13 protein-coding genes and 1 riboswitch are annotated in these 17244 nt (G+C 52.0%); of the genes, 3 read left to right on the forward strand and 10 right to left on the reverse strand.

All coding sequences use genetic code 11. The features are described from left to right. Positions 1-4: 4 nt before the first annotated feature. Positions 5-526, reverse strand: coding sequence for a TRAP transporter small permease (locus CLFS41_RS18675; protein ID WP_007867796.1), 522 nt, complete (start codon positions 524-526; stop codon positions 5-7). Positions 527-859: 333 nt separating this feature from the next. Between CLFS41_RS18675 and CLFS41_RS18680 the strand changes: the two genes are divergently transcribed. Continuing rightward, positions 860-2422, forward strand: a complete 1563-nt coding sequence (locus tag CLFS41_RS18680; protein ID WP_007867798.1) for a polysaccharide biosynthesis protein — start codon at positions 860-862, stop codon at positions 2420-2422. 32 nt (positions 2423-2454) lie between these two features. Here the strand turns inward: CLFS41_RS18680 and CLFS41_RS18685 are convergent, their stop codons facing one another. Further along, the gene (locus CLFS41_RS18685; RefSeq protein ID WP_007867801.1) at positions 2455-3252 is read right to left on the reverse strand and encodes a Cof-type HAD-IIB family hydrolase; all 798 of its coding nucleotides are present in this window, start codon (positions 3250-3252) and stop codon (positions 2455-2457) included. A gap of 186 nt (positions 3253-3438) precedes the next feature. Between CLFS41_RS18685 and CLFS41_RS18690 the strand changes: the two genes are divergently transcribed. Continuing rightward, entirely contained in the window at positions 3439-4809 is a 1371-nt protein-coding gene (locus CLFS41_RS18690) for an MATE family efflux transporter (protein ID WP_007867803.1), read from the forward strand. Between the two features lie 2 nt (positions 4810-4811). On the opposite strand, the gene CLFS41_RS18695 is transcribed toward CLFS41_RS18690, so the two are convergent. The 5 genes from CLFS41_RS18695 to CLFS41_RS18720 form a co-directional block, all read right to left on the reverse strand. Beyond that, positions 4812-6047, reverse strand: a complete 1236-nt coding sequence (locus tag CLFS41_RS18695; protein WP_007867804.1) for an NAD(P)-dependent oxidoreductase — start codon at positions 6045-6047, stop codon at positions 4812-4814. 116 nt (positions 6048-6163) lie between these two features. Then, positions 6164-6304 carry a hypothetical protein gene (locus CLFS41_RS30120; protein ID WP_156200172.1) on the reverse strand — a complete coding sequence of 47 codons (141 nt, stop codon included), beginning with the start codon at positions 6302-6304 and terminating at the stop codon, positions 6164-6166. A gap of 67 nt (positions 6305-6371) precedes the next feature. Continuing rightward, positions 6372-6938: a folate family ECF transporter S component gene (locus CLFS41_RS18705; protein WP_007867806.1), complete on the reverse strand. Its 567-nt coding sequence runs from the start codon at positions 6936-6938 to the stop codon at positions 6372-6374. A gap of 182 nt (positions 6939-7120) precedes the next feature. Further along, a riboswitch (THF riboswitch) is annotated at positions 7121-7225 on the reverse strand. 137 nt (positions 7226-7362) lie between these two features. Next, entirely contained in the window at positions 7363-8388 is a 1026-nt protein-coding gene (locus tag CLFS41_RS18715) for an MBL fold metallo-hydrolase (RefSeq protein WP_007867809.1), read from the reverse strand. Between the two features lie 16 nt (positions 8389-8404). Further along, positions 8405-8974, reverse strand: coding sequence for a phosphatase PAP2 family protein (locus CLFS41_RS18720; RefSeq protein ID WP_007867811.1), 570 nt, complete (start codon positions 8972-8974; stop codon positions 8405-8407). A 303-nt stretch (positions 8975-9277) separates the two neighbouring features. On the opposite strand from CLFS41_RS18720, the gene CLFS41_RS18725 reads away from it, so the two are divergent. Continuing rightward, positions 9278-10300 (forward strand): PTS sugar transporter subunit IIC, encoded by a 1023-nt coding sequence (locus CLFS41_RS18725; protein WP_007867813.1) that lies wholly within the window; start codon positions 9278-9280, stop codon positions 10298-10300. A 134-nt stretch (positions 10301-10434) separates the two neighbouring features. On the opposite strand, the gene CLFS41_RS18730 is transcribed toward CLFS41_RS18725, so the two are convergent. From CLFS41_RS18730 to CLFS41_RS18740, 3 genes are all read right to left on the reverse strand, one after another. Beyond that, positions 10435-15096: an EAL domain-containing protein gene (locus tag CLFS41_RS18730; protein ID WP_045093125.1), complete on the reverse strand. Its 4662-nt coding sequence runs from the start codon at positions 15094-15096 to the stop codon at positions 10435-10437. Positions 15097-15252: 156 nt separating this feature from the next. Continuing rightward, on the reverse strand, positions 15253-16011 hold the full coding sequence (locus CLFS41_RS18735) for an ABC transporter ATP-binding protein (protein ID WP_045093178.1): 759 nt from the start codon (positions 16009-16011) through the stop codon (positions 15253-15255). Positions 16012-16086: 75 nt separating this feature from the next. After that, on the reverse strand, positions 16087-17196 hold the full coding sequence (locus CLFS41_RS18740; RefSeq protein ID WP_045093126.1) for an ABC transporter substrate-binding protein: 1110 nt from the start codon (positions 17194-17196) through the stop codon (positions 16087-16089). Positions 17197-17244 lie beyond the last annotated feature (48 nt).

Here is a 17244-nt window from a genome sequence, read left to right on the forward strand (position 1 = left end):
ATACTCACTCCTCCTCTCCCATACAGATTGCTTTTACGTGATTGTACAGCGCTTCCAGTTCAAAGATCACCATCGCCACCCCGGCAAGGGGAACCGGAAAATACATCCAGAACCGTGAAAGCCAGGGCATGCTCACATAGGTCCCCTTGGAGCCAATGCCATTGGCATATTTCCAGCCCACGGTGATCATGATGACTGCAAGGGCAAGGACCGCCACATCGGACAGGATGTCAAGCGCCCTCACCACTGTCTTTGGCAGATAGATGTCAAAGGCTGTCATTCGGATATGGGCGTTCCTGCGGATCGCCAGGGCGGCTGAAAGCACTGCCATATAGGCCATACAGGTCAGGACAACCTCCTCGCTCCAGGCCGGATCCGGAATAAAGGGCACATAACGGCCAGCCACCGCCATACAGGTAATCAATATATCCACCGTCAGCAGCATTTTGCACAGGAACAAAACAAACTCATAGGTCTTATCATACACAGGTTTGATCTTGTCAATTGTTTGAAACAGAGATGACATGGTACTCTCCCTTCTATTATGAATGGCATTAAGAGACCTGACCGCAGCGAGCTCTGACTGACTTGGTCACTATAAAGATATTATAAAGGATTCGGGTGTTCAGGAATACGGTAAGTTTTTGCGAATTTTAGTATTTTTTTAACTTTTTTATAACTTATGCACAAAAATATGGCCTGTTAAGAAATCTTAACAGGCTGATTTTAACAACTCTTTAACGCAAATGCAGCATTTCATTTATGTTTTCTTTATATCATGCCTCCCATCCCCCTCCCCAGTCATAAAATCCTCCTCCATCCAATATACTTGTAATAATTCCCATTTCCCGGAGTATCCATGAAGGAGTCAATCATCGCATCTTCATCCATTTCCAAACGCCTTTCCCCACGGAAAATGGCGTTTATAACAGGTACGCTGCTCCTTACCTCCACAGGGTTCATATGCAGGATCCTGGGCTTTTTCTACCGTATTTACATGTCCAGGACCATCGGAGCCGAGGGCCTGGGCATTTACAATATGGTCCATCCCATATTCAGCATCTGTTTTGCCGTCTGTGCAGGTTCCATCCAAACCGCCCTGTCCCAGTATGTGGCCGCCAACCAGGCCCGGGGCAAGGCCGTGTTCAAGACAGGCCTTGTGATTGCCATGGGCATGTCTTTTATTCTTGCCTGGGTCATTTACACCAACAACCATTTCCTGGCTGAAAAGCTTTTGCTGGAACCCAGATGCGCGCCTTATCTTCCTGTTATGGCCGTATCTGTTCCCTTTGCAGCCCTCCACGCCTGCATTAACGGTTATTATTACGGAATGCAGAAAGCCAGAGTGCCTGCATTTTCCCAGGTGGCTGAGCAGGTCATCCGCATGGGCGCCGTGTTCCTGATCGCCGGTATCTGGCTGGATTCCGGACGTGAGATCACGGTGAGCCTGGCTGTGTACGGGCATCTGATCGGGGAAATGGCCTCAGCGGCATTTACCCTGTTCTGCCTGGGCTTTTTTCCTCCCTCGGGACGCAAAGAAGAGAGGAACATACGCAAGGTCATCCCTCTCTCCTTTGGTGCATCGGCGGCTCCCCTCATGGCTCTGGCACTGCCCCTTATGGGCAACCGGCTGATCCTTAATGTACTGGGAAGCGCAGAAGCCATATGGATTCCCAATAGGCTGATGAGCTCCGGCCTCACCAACTCCGAGGCCCTGTCCATCTACGGTGTGCTCACCAGTATGGCCCTGCCCTTTATCCTATTTCCGTCAGCCATCACCAATTCCATGGCCGTGCTCCTCCTCCCCACCGTGGCTGAAGCCCAGGCGGACGGCAACGAAGCCCGGATCTCCTCCATGATATCCATGTCCCTGCGCTACAGCTGCTATATGGGGATCCTGTGCATCGGCATCTTTACCATCTTCGGCAACCAGCTGGGCGTCAGCGTGTTCCATGACCAGAACGCAGGTACGTTCATCACCATCCTGTCCTGGCTGTGTCCTTTTATGTACCTGGCCACCACCATGGGCAGCATCCTGAACGGGCTGGGAAAGACCTCGGTCACATTTTTCCAAAACGTGTGGGCCATGGTCATACGGCTGGCCTTTGTGCTCTTTGCCATTCCCCGTTTTGGGATCCTGGGGTATCTGTGGGGTATGCTGGCCAGCGAGCTGGCCCTTGCTGTCATGTGTTTTCTGGCCGTGAAAAGGCAGGTGCCCTTTCAGTGGGATACTGCCAACATGATCATAAAGCCTGTTGTACTGCTTCTCATCTCCATCGGCATATACCTGGCATTCTCCCATGTGATGACATCCCTGGACCGCCTTCCCCTGTTTATTGAAACCTCGGTCCACATTGTATTCTTAAGTATCTGCTACATGGGGCTTTTGCTCCTGTTTCATAAGAGGAAACCGCTTCCGTAAAAGTGTTTCGGAGAACATGGTCCATACACGCGCTAGGAGGTACGGGACAGCAGGTAGTCCACGGCCTGCATCAGTCCGTCCCGGGCCACATCCCCGGTCACATAGTCCGCCGCCGCCCTGGCCTTGGCTGTCCCATTGCCCATGGCAATGCCGATCCCCGCATAGGAGAGCATGGACACGTCATTGTTACCGTCCCCAATGGCGGCCGCATCCTTGATATCGATCCCGTAATGGGCAAGAACCTGCCGGATCCCTGTACATTTTCCGCCTCCCTTTGGGGTCAGGTCCACTCCCTCCCCATCGTGCCATACAGAGTACTCGCAGCCCGGCAGCTTCTTTACCAGCTCCAATGCCCCAGGCTCATCCAGGTAAGGAATGACCTGGTAAATATCGTGGAAAAGAGCCCTCTTTATATCTCCCAGAGGAGGAATACGGGTTCCTATGCTCTGCTGCACCCGTTCCACCCGTTCATCCACATAATTCAGGTACCACCGGTGGGCTTCCATGAACAGGCAGGGAAACGGCTCCTTTTCCATGACCTCAAGGATTGTCTCCACCTGATCCCGGGCAATGGGATTCTTATACAGCACCGGTCTGCCCGGGCTTTCCTCATAACAGTACTGGCCGTTTAGGGTGACATAGGCGTCAAACACAAGGTCATCCAGCAGTTTTTCCTCCTCGATCTCCAGATAATGCCGGCCGGTGGCGATAAACAGCCGGATACCAGCCTGTCTGGCCTTATCCAGAGCCTGTCTTGTGCTCATGCTGATCCCCTTTTTTTCAAATTCCCTTAAAGTACCGTCAATGTCAAAGAATATTGCTTTTACCATGCACGTCTCTCCTTTTTCCCCTTACTTTCCCTTTACGTTCCTCCTTGCATCATGCTCCAAGGTGTCTATGGCACATTATACCAGTCCTTCCCTTAATGTAAAAGACCCGTTATTGACTTTCTTTTGGTTTGGAGATATATTTATTAGATGGCATTTTTTAGAGATAGAAAGGACTGGGTAATATTTATGGGAACATCAAAAGAAGCAAAAGAAGTAGACCTGGGTTCGGGCAGTGTGGGAAAATTGCTGTTTAATCTGGCAATTCCAGCCATTACCGCCCAAATTATCAATGTATTATATAACATGGTTGACCGTATGTACATAGGCCACCTGCCCGGCGTGGGGGCCAATGCCCTGACCGGCGTGGGCGTCACCTTTCCTGTCATCATGGCCATCTCAGCTTTTGCAGCCCTGGTGAGCATGGGCGGCGCGCCCAGGGCATCCATCATGCTGGGCAAGGGTAAAAAGGATGAGGCTGAAAATATCCTGGGCAACTGCACCACGGCCCTGATCGTGGTGGCGGTGGTGCTCACCGCCTTTTTCCTCACCTTTGGACGCAGTATCCTGCTGATGTTCGGCGCCAGCGCCAATACCATTGAGTACGGGTGGGCCTACATGCAGATCTATTCACTGGGGACCATTTTCGTGCAGCTGGCGCTGGGATTGAATGCGTTTATCAATGCCCAGGGATATGCAAAAACCGGAATGCTCACCGTACTGATCGGAGCCGTGTGCAACATCATCCTGGATCCCATTCTCATGTTTGGGTTCCATATGGGCGTGCGGGGCGCCGCTCTGGCAACCATCATCTCCCAGGGCATCTCCGCTGCCTGGGTGGTACTGTTCCTGCTTTCCAAAAAGAGTTATCTCAACATACGCCCCCATTATATGAAACCAAAAGCAGAGGTCCTCATGCCTGCCATTGCCCTGGGGGCCGCACCCTTTGTGATGCAGTTCACGGAAAGCATTTTGAACATCTGCTTTAATACTTCACTGTTAAAATACGGAGGGGATGTGGCCGTGGGGGCCATGACCATCATGGGAAGCGTGATGCAGTTCTCCCTGCTCCCCCTTCAGGGGCTGACCCAGGGCGCGCAGCCCATTATCAGCTTTAACTTTGGGGCAAAAAAACTGGACCGGGTCAGCAGAACCTTCCGTCTTCTGCTCATCTCCTGTATGTGCTATTCCACTGCCATGTGGGCGGTCAGCATGTTTGCTCCCTCGGTCTTTATCCGTATCTTCACCAAGGACCCTGCCCTCACCGCCTTCAGCACCTGGTCCATCCATATATACATGGCCGCCGTCCTGCTCTTTGGCGCCCAGCTGGCCTGCCAGCAGACTTTCATCGCACTGGGCGACAGCAAGACTTCATTGTTCCTGGCGCTGCTGAGAAAGGTCATCCTGCTGATACCTCTTATCTACGTCCTGCCTGCATTTTTTGAAAACAAGGTATTTGCGGTTTTCCTGGCAGAGCCCATTGCAGATACACTGGCAGTCTGCACCACGGTATCACTGTTTATCATTTCCTTCAGGAAATTGAAACGCGAAATGAAATAATCTTAATTCCCTTTGTTTTTATCCTTATTTTTCATGTATTCGTCCATGGCATCCACCACGGTTTTGGAGTAGGCAACCGCCTCCACCACTGTTTTGGCTCCCAGGACCACATCACCGGAGGCAAATATGCCTTCCACCGTGGTTTCTCCGTTGTCCGAGGTCTGAAGCAGCCCGTTTTTTGTGGCCTTCAGACCGTCTGTGGTGTTGACCAGCTTACTCTTTGGTCCCTGGCTGATGGAAATGATCACGGAATCCGCCTTCACCTGCTCTGTTTCTTCAGAGTATCCGGTGATATTCCCCTCCTCATCAAAACACACATCCCGGAACACCGGTCCGTCATCATTGATCTCCACAATACTTTTCCCAAACTCAAACCTGGCTCCGTCCAGCATAGCATACTGGGTCTCATGCAGGCTGGCATCGGAATGCTTTCCCCTTGCGTACATGGTCACATTATGGGATCCCTTGCGGATCACGGTCCTTGCCACATCCATGGCTGAATTGCCCACGCCGATAATGGCCACATTATCCCCCAGGTCATAGGCATCGGGATTGGCAAGGTAATCAATGGCAAAATGAACATTTCCCAGTGACTCCCCCTTTACCCCAAGGGTCTTGGGACGCCAGACGCCAGTTCCGATGAAAATGCTCTCATATCCGTCCCGGAACAGGTCCTTGATCTCCAGTGCTCCGCCAATGGTGGTGTTGGGCCTTATCCTGATCCCTATGGACTGGAGCTTTTTCTTATAACGGTCCAGAATGCTCTTGGGCAGCCGGAATTCCGGGATGCCATACTGCAGTACCCCTCCGATCTTGTCCCTGGAATCAAAGATGGTCACGCTGTACCCCCTCTGGGTCAGCATAATGGCAATGGTGATACCGGCCGGTCCGGCACCGATGACCGCCACCTTTTTTCCGTTCTTAGGTGCACATTCTATGTTGATCCGTTCCAGACAGGTGTCTGATATATAGTTCTCAATACTGCTCACATGGACCGGCTGGCCCTTTCTGCCAAGGACACAATGGCCTTCGCACTGGCGCTCATGGTTACACACCAGGGAACACACCAGGGACATTGGGTTGTTTGCAAACAGCATGGCGCCTGCGTCCTCCAGTCCCCCTTCCTTTAATGCTTTGATCATGGTCGGAATGGGTGTATGGATGGGGCATCCCTGCTGACACATTGGTTTCTTACACTGAAGGCATCTGTTTGCTTCATCAATTACATGAACTGCCATGGCATGGTTCCTCCTCAATCTTGACTTCTGTTTTTTTTGCAGACATCATCATAGCACGGACCGGTGCTTCCTGCAACAGGCCGGGTGTACTTTTTGCAAAACAGCTTGACGGAAAATTAACGGTATTGAAGGCTGCTCTCTGTTTTATTTCCAGAATGTACCATGGCTGCGCACTGCGCAAAAATGCCTCCGGCCAGCCATTTTAAAGGCGGACCAAAGGCATTTTCCTCAGACCAATGGATCGTTAATAATTTCATCAGTTATTTTTTCCAATTCGTATTCCATCCCTTAAACAGGCCGGGATCGTGCCGGGGCATCCCAAAATCATACAGCGGTCCTGGTCTTTCCCAATATGCGGAACACCCCTGTCATCTCCAGGACCTTTGCAGTATTAAAGAATATAAAAGCGTCAATGGGCCACATGATCAGATTTCTGATAATACGCGGGGCCAGGAGCACCATAAATGCCTTTCCATACACAAGAGACAGGCACAGGGTGTTGAGGAACAGGTTGCACACAACAGCCACCACCAGCTGGACGGCCAGCACCCGCCACAGGGTCAGGGGCTTTTTGTAAAGGAAACAGCCGTACAGCAGTCCTTTGAGCATCACGATCAGGGTCAGACCTGGCATAAACGGCCCCATGGGCTTGACCAGGTACTTAAGCACATCCAGGGCTCCTCCAAACATGCCCCCCACCACGGGCCCGAACAGATAGCTTACAAGGGTAACGGGGATCCCGGAAAATCCGATCCTCACCGTATCCGTAATGTAAATGGTCAGCGACCCCAAAACCACTCCTATAGCCGCCATCATGGCGCATACCGTAACGGTCCTGACCTGTCTCATCTCCTGGGATGAGCTGGTAAATAAAGCTGCCAGTTTCTTCATGAACAATTACCTCCTTTGCAGATTTCTCGTACTACAATGGGAGATATCCGACATGTTCCAAACAGGTTCAGGATCATACCTGCACCCAGGTTCCAGACATAAAAAACGGCCTTACAAAACAGCCCTGCATCAGTTTTAATCCTGATCCAAAGCCGCTCTCAGCCGCTCCATCTATCTTCCGTTGCAGCGGGATGCGGCCTATGTACCGCAGGAAACGCAAGTTTCCTTTCGTCCAGCTGACAACTCCCTGTTCAGCCGGCACTTAACGCACATATGCCTACTCTGCTTTCATTATTTTATTTTATTGCTAATGTATACTATACACTATTTTCTTAAATATGCAAGTATATTTTTCAGTACCCTCCGGGGCCCATGAGCGTTCCATGGGGATTCCGCCATGCGGGCCCTCTGTCTGCTCCACCCTCTAGGGAGCTTCCCAGTAAAAAATCCCGTCCTCCCTGGAACGGATGGCAAAGTCCTCATCATACAGGTACTCCAGGCAGGAAAAGGTCTTGCTGATCACCATCTTGAGCTTGATAAACTCCGCCTCATCCTTTGGCACGGATTCCATGCCGTAAGCCAGACAGGCCACCTCCTTGGTGGTCATCCTGCGGTGTCCGTGATCCAGAATATGTTTGATCAGGTCTGTCTTATCCAGATAGGCGAACACGATCCGGTTCACCACCCGCTTCACATCCTTGATCGGCTCCTTGTGGGCCGGCAGCACCAGACAGTCCTTATATTCATGCTTAAAATGTTCCAGGGATTCAAAATACCCCTTCAGCAGATGCTCATCCGGGTATGTGGTCCCCACAATGGGCACAATGCCGTCAATGACCTGGTCTGCGCAGAACAGGATCCTGCGTTTTTTTTCATAAAGCCCCATCTGTCCAAAGGTGTGTCCCTTCAGGGGAACGGTCTCAAAATCATATCCGCCGTAGGACAGGATCTGCCCTGCCTTTACCGGTGTATAGGCGAATCCGGGGATCTCAAATTCCCACCCCTTGTTCTCATTCACACGGCGGTTCACCTCCATGAACATGTTCCAGACCTGGGGTGTCCCTGTTTCGGTAACGCCCACTGCCCGCAGCACCTCAGGCTGGTCCTCCTGGGAGCCATGACTGTGGTTATAGTACAGACAGTCATAGCAGTGTCTGTCCTCCTGGGGATTCATGAAAAGCCTGGCCCCACGCTGGGCATACACACTGGCCAGTCCGCAGTGGTCATGGTGCTTGTGGGTCAGGAAAATATCCAGTTTATCATAAGTGATCCCAAGGCTGGCCAGGGCCTCCTCCATGGATTCCAGGCATTGTTGTTTCCTGAACCCGGCATCCACCATCAGGCTGCGCCCCCCGTCCCTGCCCGGAATCAGGAATATTTTTATTTCACTGATACTTTTTTGGTTGCTGTATAACTCCACCTCATAGATTCCCGGTGCGCGTTCCAACATATATGTCACCTGTCCTTTATTCTGTCAATCTTTCATCATCCTGTCTTTGATTTTCCTCTGATCCCTTGGCGGTCCCCATGCCACTAGCGGTCCCCATGCCTTTGGAGGTACTTATATCTTTGGCGGTACTTATGTCTTTAGCGGTACTCATCCTCTTAGCAGTTCTGGCAACAAACCATGCAATGATGATTCCCAGCGCCATGCCAGCCAGCACATCCGTGGGAAAATGCACAAACAGATACATTCTGGAAAATGCGATCAGCACTGCCAGCATCAGGGCGGGAATCCCCCACTTTCTGTTGAACATGAATATAGTCACCCCGCCTTCAAAGCTTACCAGGGTGTGGCCGGAGGGAAATGAATAATCCCTGGGCACCTGGACCAGCAGCTGTACGGTGGGATCCAGCCAGCAGGGACGGTCCCGGGCAATCAGATTCTTTAGGGCGACATTTCCCAACAGGAAACCTATGCCAATGGATACCAGCATACAGGCGCCCATGAGCCTGGTCCTTGGAACAGCAAACAGCACTGCTGCAAGCAGCAGCCAGAATATCCCGTGATCCCCAAGGGATGTGATCAATGTCATAAGGCCATCCACCAGGGGAGTATGCAGATCCTGGAGTAAATATAAAAAACGGAATTCGATATCGTCCACCTCTCTCTGGAATTAATGTCCCCTATTCGTACCATTATATCCCACGCCATATAAATTTGCAATATGTTAATATTTTAACAATTCGGCGGGTTTTCGTCAAAAATCCTTGCTTTTTTGTCAAAGTATGGTAAAATTCCTATCCATAACGTGTTAAATAATGCTTTCTGCCAAATATTCCCCGGGGCGGGATGTGCAGACGGCAGTAACGATGTTTGAATAAGGGAGAGAATGAGTATGAAAACCGAGAGTGTAAAGGAGTTTCTAAAACGGAAAAATGTTAACATCACTGTCCAGACCTATCTGATCGATGCACTGGGAGCCATGGCCTTCGGCCTGTTTGCCTCCCTGCTCATCGGCACCATATTCGGAACCCTGGGACAACAATTTGACATTGAGATTTTTAATGTGATCGCTGATTATGCCAAAAGCGCCACAGGAGCCGCTCTGGGCATTGCCATTGCCCACGCGCTGAAGGCGCCTCAGCTGGTGCTGTTCTCCGCAGCCACCGTGGGGATTGCGGGCAATACCCTGGGCGGTCCCGTAGGCGCTCTGGTGGCCACCATCATCGCTGCTGAGCTGGGCAAGATCGTTTCCAAGGAAACGCGGCTGGACATCATTGTCACTCCGGGGATCACCATTATCTCCGGCGTACTGGTGGCCCAGTTTGTGGGACCGGGCGTGGCGGGCTTTATGAACTGGTTCGGAAACCTGGTAAAAACAGCCACGGAAATGCAGCCCTTTATCATGGGAATCCTGGTATCCGCCCTGATCGGGGTTGCCCTTACCCTTCCCATCAGCAGCGCTGCCATCTGTATCGCTCTCTCCCTGGACGGACTGGCGGGGGGAGCGGCCACTGCCGGCTGCTGTGCGCAGATGATCGGTTTTGCAGTGATGAGCTACCGCGAAAACAAGGTTGGCGGCCTTATGGCCCAAGGTCTGGGCACCAGCATGCTGCAGATGGGCAATATTGTGCTGAACCCCCGGATCTGGATCCCGCCTACTCTGGCATCCATGATCACAGGCCCTGTTGCAACCGTGGTCTTTGGCCTTAAGAACATCCCGGCGGGCTCCGGTATGGGCACCTGCGGCCTGGTGGGTCCCATCGGCGTCTACACCGCCATGGGAGGCGGCGCCCGGATGTGGCTTGGGATCCTGCTGGTCTGCTTTGTGCTCCCGGCAGTGCTCACCTTTATCTTCGGGGAGATCCTGCGCAGGATGGGATGGATCAAAGAGGGGGATCTGAAGCTAGATCTGTAGGATTGGGGAAACATAGAGCAGGCGGAGCCGACCTGATATATTCATGGTCGGTTCCGCCTGCTTTTTTTATACGCAATCTTTTTGATACGTATTTCGTTCGATCCCTGTTCCGGGAATCTCTGGCCGCCGCGCCCTCAGGGCGTGCCCGCCAGTTCTATACGGATTGATTTCATGGACGGGTCATATTTCCTGTAGGCACATTTCCCGCACATCTTGGCCGCAAAAAGGGCTATGTCCGCCTTGTGGTAGAGTTCGTCAAAGTTGATCCCCTGTTCCGGGATCATGACATAGCCGGCAGAGATAGAGAATGTGATGTCCTTTCCTTCGCCGCGGCGTGTAACGGACATCTCATCCACGATCCTGTTCAGCTTTGCCTCTATGTCCTTCTCACTTATGTTCTTGCAAAGGATGATGAACTCGTCACCGCCCATCCTGCACACAATATCCTCACTCCGGAAATAACTTTTAAGCTTTCTTGCATTTTGTACGATCATGGAATCCCCGAAGTCATGGCCGAATACATCATTGGCCATCTTGAAGTTATCCAGGTCAAACATGATAAGGGCTGCCGAGGACCATGCACCCTGTGCCAGATAGGCACGGATGGCCGGCAGGGCGGACTGACGGTTGAGAAGACCGGTAAGGGAATCCGTGGACGCCATTTTTGTCAGCATTTGTTTCTGCAGCTTGTTATCCGTAATGTCCGTACAGTATCCCAGCACCACCAAAGGCGTGCCCTCCTCATCCAGAATGGTTTCCCCCGCAGACCGGAACCATATGAGGGAACCGTCATCCGCTGTTACCGGAAATTCAAAACTCAAGGTTTTGTGGCCCACATTTCTTCGCAGATGCATCATGAAATCCAAAAAGGGCTGCCTGTATTTGTCCAGTATACATGCATTTCTGTCCAGAAGTCCGGTCAGACCCGTCACGGTTTCCCCGTTTGCTTCATCCTGCCTGCAGAGGTATTTTACGAAGTTGGGGCTGGTCACATTAGTGAGGACCAGGCTGTCATCCCTCAGATCCCATTCCCAGCTGTTGATCCCTGCCAGGTGGAGAATCGTCTTCTGCTTTTGGTCCAAAAGATCCAGCTCCTGCCTTTTTTCCTGGATATCCGTCACATCCTTGTAGTTAAAGAGGTAGATGGTCTCATCTGATTCCTGTTTCACGGATCTGGCCTCCGTACGGATCCAGACCTTCTTTTTGTCCGGCCGGATAAAGGCGGATACATGGGTGAACCTTTGTCCGCTGTCTGAAAGACAGCTGATCTCATGAAGAAGTTCCGGAAATCCGTCCCCGTATCCCTGTTCCAGATACCCGCCCTTTGGCAGCATATCCCTGTATTCTTCCTTTGTATACCCCAGCGACCTTGCAAGTCCGTCCGCCATAACCTCATATTCATACCGGCCGTCCCTGGATCTGACAAGGATAAAATCTTCAGGAACATAATCCAGGAGCAGGCGCAGACGCTCACGCAGTGTCACCATCTCCGTGACATCCAGGACCACGCCCTGGAAAAATTCATTTCCCCCGTAACTCATGTACCGTGTCTGGTCAATAACCCATATATAGCCTTTGGCGGATCTCATGCGGTATTCCATGTTGTAAGCCTGTTCGCTGTCAGTGAGTATGTCCACGCCTCTCACCATACGCTCCCGGTCATCGGGATGGACCATATTGATGAACTTGTTGTCAAACAGAAGCCTGATCTCCTCCCTGGTATAGCCAAAGATGTCCAGAAAGCGGTTGCTGATATAGGTAAAATCAAACTCTTTATTTTTAGCGCAGCGGTGGTAACCGCCGGGCATATCATTATTAAGGAAATTCAGCTCCTCATTCTTGCGAAGCAACTCACTGTTGCGCTCAGTTAAGGCCTCCTGGGCTTCCATGGTCTCCGAAATATCCGTACATGCGCTGACAATGGCCAGACGGCCATCCTCCGCCTCAATGACCCGCCCCTTATCAAGGGTCCAGAACCATGAGCCGTCTTTCTTGGGCATCCTGTAGGTGGTGGTGTACTCCAACCCCGGATAATACTCCTGCCCAATGTCCCGGCTCACGCGCTCCCGGTCATCCGGGTGGATGGTATTGAGGACCAGGCCCCGGATCGCCTCCTCCAGTTCCTCAAAGGAGTCATACCCCAGCAGCTTAACCATCTCATAGTTGGCAAAATACAGTGGGAATCCCTCCTCACAGTATCCGCCGATCATGCCTCCCGGGGTCATCTGGGCAAAAATGGATGCCGCGGCCCGCCGGTTCTCCTCTGTGAGCTTCATAAAGGACTCATCCTTTTGGGCAATGTGGACCACAGCGGACAGAGCCCTTTGGGATGCCTCCAGCTTCTGCTCCCTGCGCCGCTGCTCCGTGACATCGGACACCGCTCCATAAAACAGCCTGCGCCCGTCCTGTTCTCTGAGGAAAAAGACCCGCAGATGCATCCACATATAGGTTCCATCCGCTTTCCTGCGCCTGATATCCCCTTCCGCTCCATTGAGCTGGTTCTCATACGCCTGGGTAAATATTCTTATGGCACGCGGCCTGTCCTCCTCCCGCGTGTCCTGGAGAATGGACCTGCGCTGTGATTCCAGATCCACTGCATTGGTCCCTGTGAGGGCACAGTACTGTTCGTTCACTCTCAAAAGTTCCAGTTCACTGCCCTGAAGCTGGTAGAACGCCACGGCTCCCAGGATATGGTTCATCATGGCATCGCTGGCAATATCCTCCTCAAACATGTCCTTGAGCCGGATACGGTCCATCTGCTTTGCTTTGATCCCCCTGTAATCCATCTGGTCCTCATCTGCCAGAAGGGGTTCAAATACCTCTATGGGCATGGGATGGAAAAAATAATATCCCTGACCATAGGCGCATCCCATACTCTTTAGGAAGTCGATCTGTTCCTTTGTCTCAATCCCCTCCGCGATCATGCGCAGCCCCATAATATTGGCCAGCCTTGTGACAGCCTCCAGAATCTCCACGCCCTTCCCGGCGGTATCCCCATCCATGTCAAGGAACTTCATATCGATCTTCAGAACATCCACATTCACATCCTTCAGCATGTTAAGTGAGGAATACCCGCTTCCGAAATCATCCATAAGTACGGTGAATCCGGCTTCCCGCAGGGATTCCACCACTCCGGTGATCGCTTCAAATTCTTCCACATAAGCGCTTTCCGTGATCTCCACTTCCAAAAGCCTTGGATCCAGGGAATACGTTTCAACCAGCTTCCTGAAGACATCAGCCACATCCATGGCATAGATATCCATTCGGGATACATTTACAGAAATTGGGACGGCGCGGTGCCCCCTGTCGATCCAGCTTCGCATCCTCCTGCATACCTCCTCCCAGAGGTACAGATCCAGCTTGGAGATCAGCCCGTTGTTCTCCAGAACAGGCAGGAAATCCCCGGGAGGGATCATCCCCCGCACCGGATGGTTCCAGCGCACCAGGGCTTCCAGCCCCACGATCTTGCCCGTGCTCAGATTGCACTTGGGCTGACCGTAAAAGGTAAACTCCCCATGTTCCAGCCCCTTCTGGACCTCAGAAAGAAGCTTGTGGTTTTCCTCCATCTGCCGCATCATGCGGCTGTCATACCGGCAGGCCCGCTGGGCATAGCTGCCCTTTACCGATGACAGGGCAATGCAGGCCCGGTCATACATGGTGCTGATGGACAGGCTTTTATCCTCTATTCCATAAACACCAAAGGCAGGGAGAAATCCTGCCGTACCGCCGCACTGCCTTACATATTCCATGATCCGCTTTTGCAGCTGCCCGACAGCATCCTCCTCATCAGGAAGGATGATGACAAAATCATCTCCCCCCATGTAGCCCGCCATGCCGCCGTACTGGTCCTGTATATCCCTTAAATGGCCTCCCACCCGGGCCAGAAGCCGGTCCCCCTCCTCCTGTCCGTACCACTCGTTAAACAGCTTAAAATGTTCAATATCAACCGCCACCAGGCAATAACCGCCACAGGCTTTAAGGACAAACTCCCCGGCCCGCTTAAAAAACACGGTGCGCCTGTAAAGACCGGTGAGCTGGTCCATGTCCGTGCCCTGGGAAAGGGACTTCTTCATCTCCTCCTCCCGGCGCTTCTGCTCACTGATATCCTGGATAAAGCACATGAGGATGTCCTCATCATCTCCCCCCTGATTCAGGGGAACCGCTATCTGGGCCACCCAGCAGTAAGATCCGTCCGTCCTCTTTTTCCTGAACTGTCCCTTTAAGACCGAACTCCCGTTCCGGACCCCATGCTTTAAAAACTCTTTTATCCTTTTCGCATCCCAGAACTCCCTGAACGCCCGGTCGTCATCCGGATGGATCATATAACTCCCCACATCCTCAAGCATCCTGTCCAAGGGGCCCTCCGTATGGGGGATCATATACTTGTTCTCCACATGGTACAGTATCTTATAGGAATTCCTGGTAAAATTCAATTCAAACAGCTCATCATACGCAGACATATTGGTCAGATTATAGAACAGGTTTTTATTTCCCTCATAAATTTCACGGACCAGCACCATATTGCAGGTGCCTTTTCCGGGCCAGTCTATCTTACCCGTTCCCACCTCCAGCCATTTTTGCACTACCTTATTGTAGAATACCACAGCGGATCCGTCCCTTTTGCTGAAGGGACATTCCTCACAAGGCCTGCTTTCCTGGCACAGCTTCTCATAACAAAGATCCCCGCACTGTAGCTCGGGAAATTTCTCCTGCAGAGTGGAATTATAATGAACGATCCGGTAATTATCATCAATAATGTAAATGCTGGTTTCATTACTGCATTTCATGGTGTTCATGCATGACCTCTTTTCTGCAATCTGCTGACACATATAACCCTATTATATTATTTTTTTCATGTATCCGTCAACCAAAGAATGGAATTGCGGACAGACATATAGGTGCACAAAAGGGACTTCCGGCCTTTACAGCCGGAAGTCCCCTGGTTCAACCTGTCACAGTGCCGCCTCAGAGTGCTCTTTCAGATGGTTTAATATACATTTTTTATATTCCAGAAATGCTTCCGTCACATGGAAATCCCCTGATCTGGGTTTTGGCTCCCTGACCACGATCTCACCTGTGATCCTGCCCGGCTTTCCTGTGAGCAGGTAAATACGGTCGGACAGCAGCACTGCCTCATCAATATCATGGGTGATAAACAAGGTTGACAGGCGGATCTGCTCCAACACATTCAGGTACCAGCTGTGGACCGACTGCTTGGTCAGCATGTCCAGCGCTGAAAAGGGCTCATCCAAAAGGGCCACGCTGCCTGAAAAGAGGTAGGTCCGAAGGAGCGCGGCCCGCTGGCGCATGCCGCCTGAGAGCTGGGCCGGGTATTTTTTCTGTGTACCCTCCAGTCCGAACTGGGCAAAATATCCTCCCGCCTCCTGCCTGGCCTCTTTCTTTTTCATGCCCTTTATAATAAGCGGAAGGGCCACGTTGTCCTCGATCGTACGGAAAGGAAACAGCAAATCCTTCTGCAACATATAGCTGACCCGTCCCGGGCATCCTGTGATATCCTCTCCCTCCATCAATACACGCCCCTTGTCCGGGGTACTTAAACCGGCTATGATATTGAACAGGGTGGTTTTTCCTCCCCCGCTGATCCCCAGGAGGGAAACCAGTTCCCCTTTATTAAGCTCAATGGAAATGTCCTGGATAACCGGCTCCCCGTCAAAGGATTTGGACGCCCCTTCCACCTTTAATTGTACCATCTGTTCCTCCTTGCCCCAGGGGCGCATTTCAGGGCGGCGTCTTAACAGCCGCCCTGCTGGATCTCCTCACACATGTCAGGGCAGATAATCATTGGAAAAACCTGTGTTTTCCTCAATGGGCGTTTCCACAAGCCCCTTTTCATTCAGCCAGCTGTAATACCCATTCCACCGGTCCGGTGAAATATACCCCCACCGCTCCGCGTCTGCCTGGTACTGATCCGCCAGGTAGATCTGGCTTGCCTTTACAAGTTCAGGATCCAGCTCAGGGGCGGCCTTGCAGAGAATGTCCGCAGCTTCCTCAGGTTCCTTAACGGCATCCTGATAACCTTTACTCACCGCTTCCATGAACGCCCTGGCCGTATCAGGTTCTTGTTCCAGGAAATCATTATTGGCAATGATGACCGGGGTATAAAAATCAAATACAGGATTCAGGTCCGCAAATGCAAAATAATCCGTTTCCAACCCCTCGATCTCTGTCTTTACGCCGGCCCACGCATAGAAGATCCAGATAGCGTCCACTGATTTTGTCTTAAGGGCCGTAACCTCGTCTGTTACCATACTGGGAATCAGCTGTACTTTGCTGAAATCACCGCCGTCCACCTCCATCACGTCCTGGATGGTGGCTTTTTCTATGGGCAGATCCCATGTGGCATATTTCATGCCTTCCAGCCCTTTGGGCCTGTCCATCCCTTCCCCCTTGCGGGAAATGATGCCGGATGTGTTGTGCTGGATAACAGCTGCCACCGCAGTCACGGGCAGCCGGGTATCCCCTGAAAACGCAGGCGCCAGGCTGTCCTGGAAGGACATTGCAAACTGTGCCTTGCCTGAGGCAACCAAAACCTCAGCTCCGTTTTCCGGCGGCTGCACAATGCTTACCTCCAGTCCTGCATCTTTAAAATATCCTTTTTCCTCCGCCACATAAATTCCTGTGTGGTTGGTATTAGGCGTCCAGTCCAGTACAAAGGTGATCTCCTTTGGCGGACCCTCCGCCTGCCCGGACGTCTCCTCTCCTGCCTGATCTTTATCCGGTGCCGCTTCCTGCCCGGATGGCGCCGCTTCCTGTCCTGATGAGGCTGCCTCCTGTCCGGGTGACGTCTTCTCCTGACCGGACGGGGCCGCGCATCCTGACAGCATGATTACAAGCACAGCCGCCCCAAGGACTCCTGCGTATCTTTTTTTCTTCATATTCTCCTCCTGAATCCTACTGTGTGCTCTCGAAGATTCCGAAAGTAC

The organism is Clostridium sp. FS41, assembly GCF_000954015.1.
Lineage (GTDB): Bacteria > Bacillota > Clostridia > Lachnospirales > Lachnospiraceae > Enterocloster > Enterocloster citroniae.

Excerpts from the sequence above, each read along its gene's own strand:
- CLFS41_RS18675 (WP_007867796.1), bottom strand. The coding sequence starts at position 526 with ATGTCATCTCTGTTTCAAACAATTGACAAGATCAAACCTGTGTATGAT.
- CLFS41_RS18680 (WP_007867798.1), top strand. The coding sequence starts at position 860 with ATGAAGGAGTCAATCATCGCATCTTCATCCATTTCCAAACGCCTTTCC.
- CLFS41_RS18685 (WP_007867801.1), bottom strand. The coding sequence starts at position 3,252 with ATGGTAAAAGCAATATTCTTTGACATTGACGGTACTTTAAGGGAATTT.
- CLFS41_RS18690 (WP_007867803.1), top strand. The coding sequence starts at position 3,439 with ATGGGAACATCAAAAGAAGCAAAAGAAGTAGACCTGGGTTCGGGCAGT.
- CLFS41_RS18695 (WP_007867804.1), bottom strand. The coding sequence starts at position 6,047 with ATGGCAGTTCATGTAATTGATGAAGCAAACAGATGCCTTCAGTGTAAG.
- CLFS41_RS30120 (WP_156200172.1), bottom strand. The coding sequence starts at position 6,304 with ATGAAATTATTAACGATCCATTGGTCTGAGGAAAATGCCTTTGGTCCG.
- CLFS41_RS18705 (WP_007867806.1), bottom strand. The coding sequence starts at position 6,938 with ATGAAGAAACTGGCAGCTTTATTTACCAGCTCATCCCAGGAGATGAGA.
- CLFS41_RS18715 (WP_007867809.1), bottom strand. The coding sequence starts at position 8,388 with ATGTTGGAACGCGCACCGGGAATCTATGAGGTGGAGTTATACAGCAAC.
- CLFS41_RS18720 (WP_007867811.1), bottom strand. The coding sequence starts at position 8,974 with ATGACATTGATCACATCCCTTGGGGATCACGGGATATTCTGGCTGCTG.
- CLFS41_RS18725 (WP_007867813.1), top strand. The coding sequence starts at position 9,278 with ATGAAAACCGAGAGTGTAAAGGAGTTTCTAAAACGGAAAAATGTTAAC.
- CLFS41_RS18730 (WP_045093125.1), bottom strand. The coding sequence starts at position 15,096 with ATGAACACCATGAAATGCAGTAATGAAACCAGCATTTACATTATTGAT.
- CLFS41_RS18735 (WP_045093178.1), bottom strand. The coding sequence starts at position 16,011 with ATGGTACAATTAAAGGTGGAAGGGGCGTCCAAATCCTTTGACGGGGAG.
- CLFS41_RS18740 (WP_045093126.1), bottom strand. The coding sequence starts at position 17,196 with ATGAAGAAAAAAAGATACGCAGGAGTCCTTGGGGCGGCTGTGCTTGTA.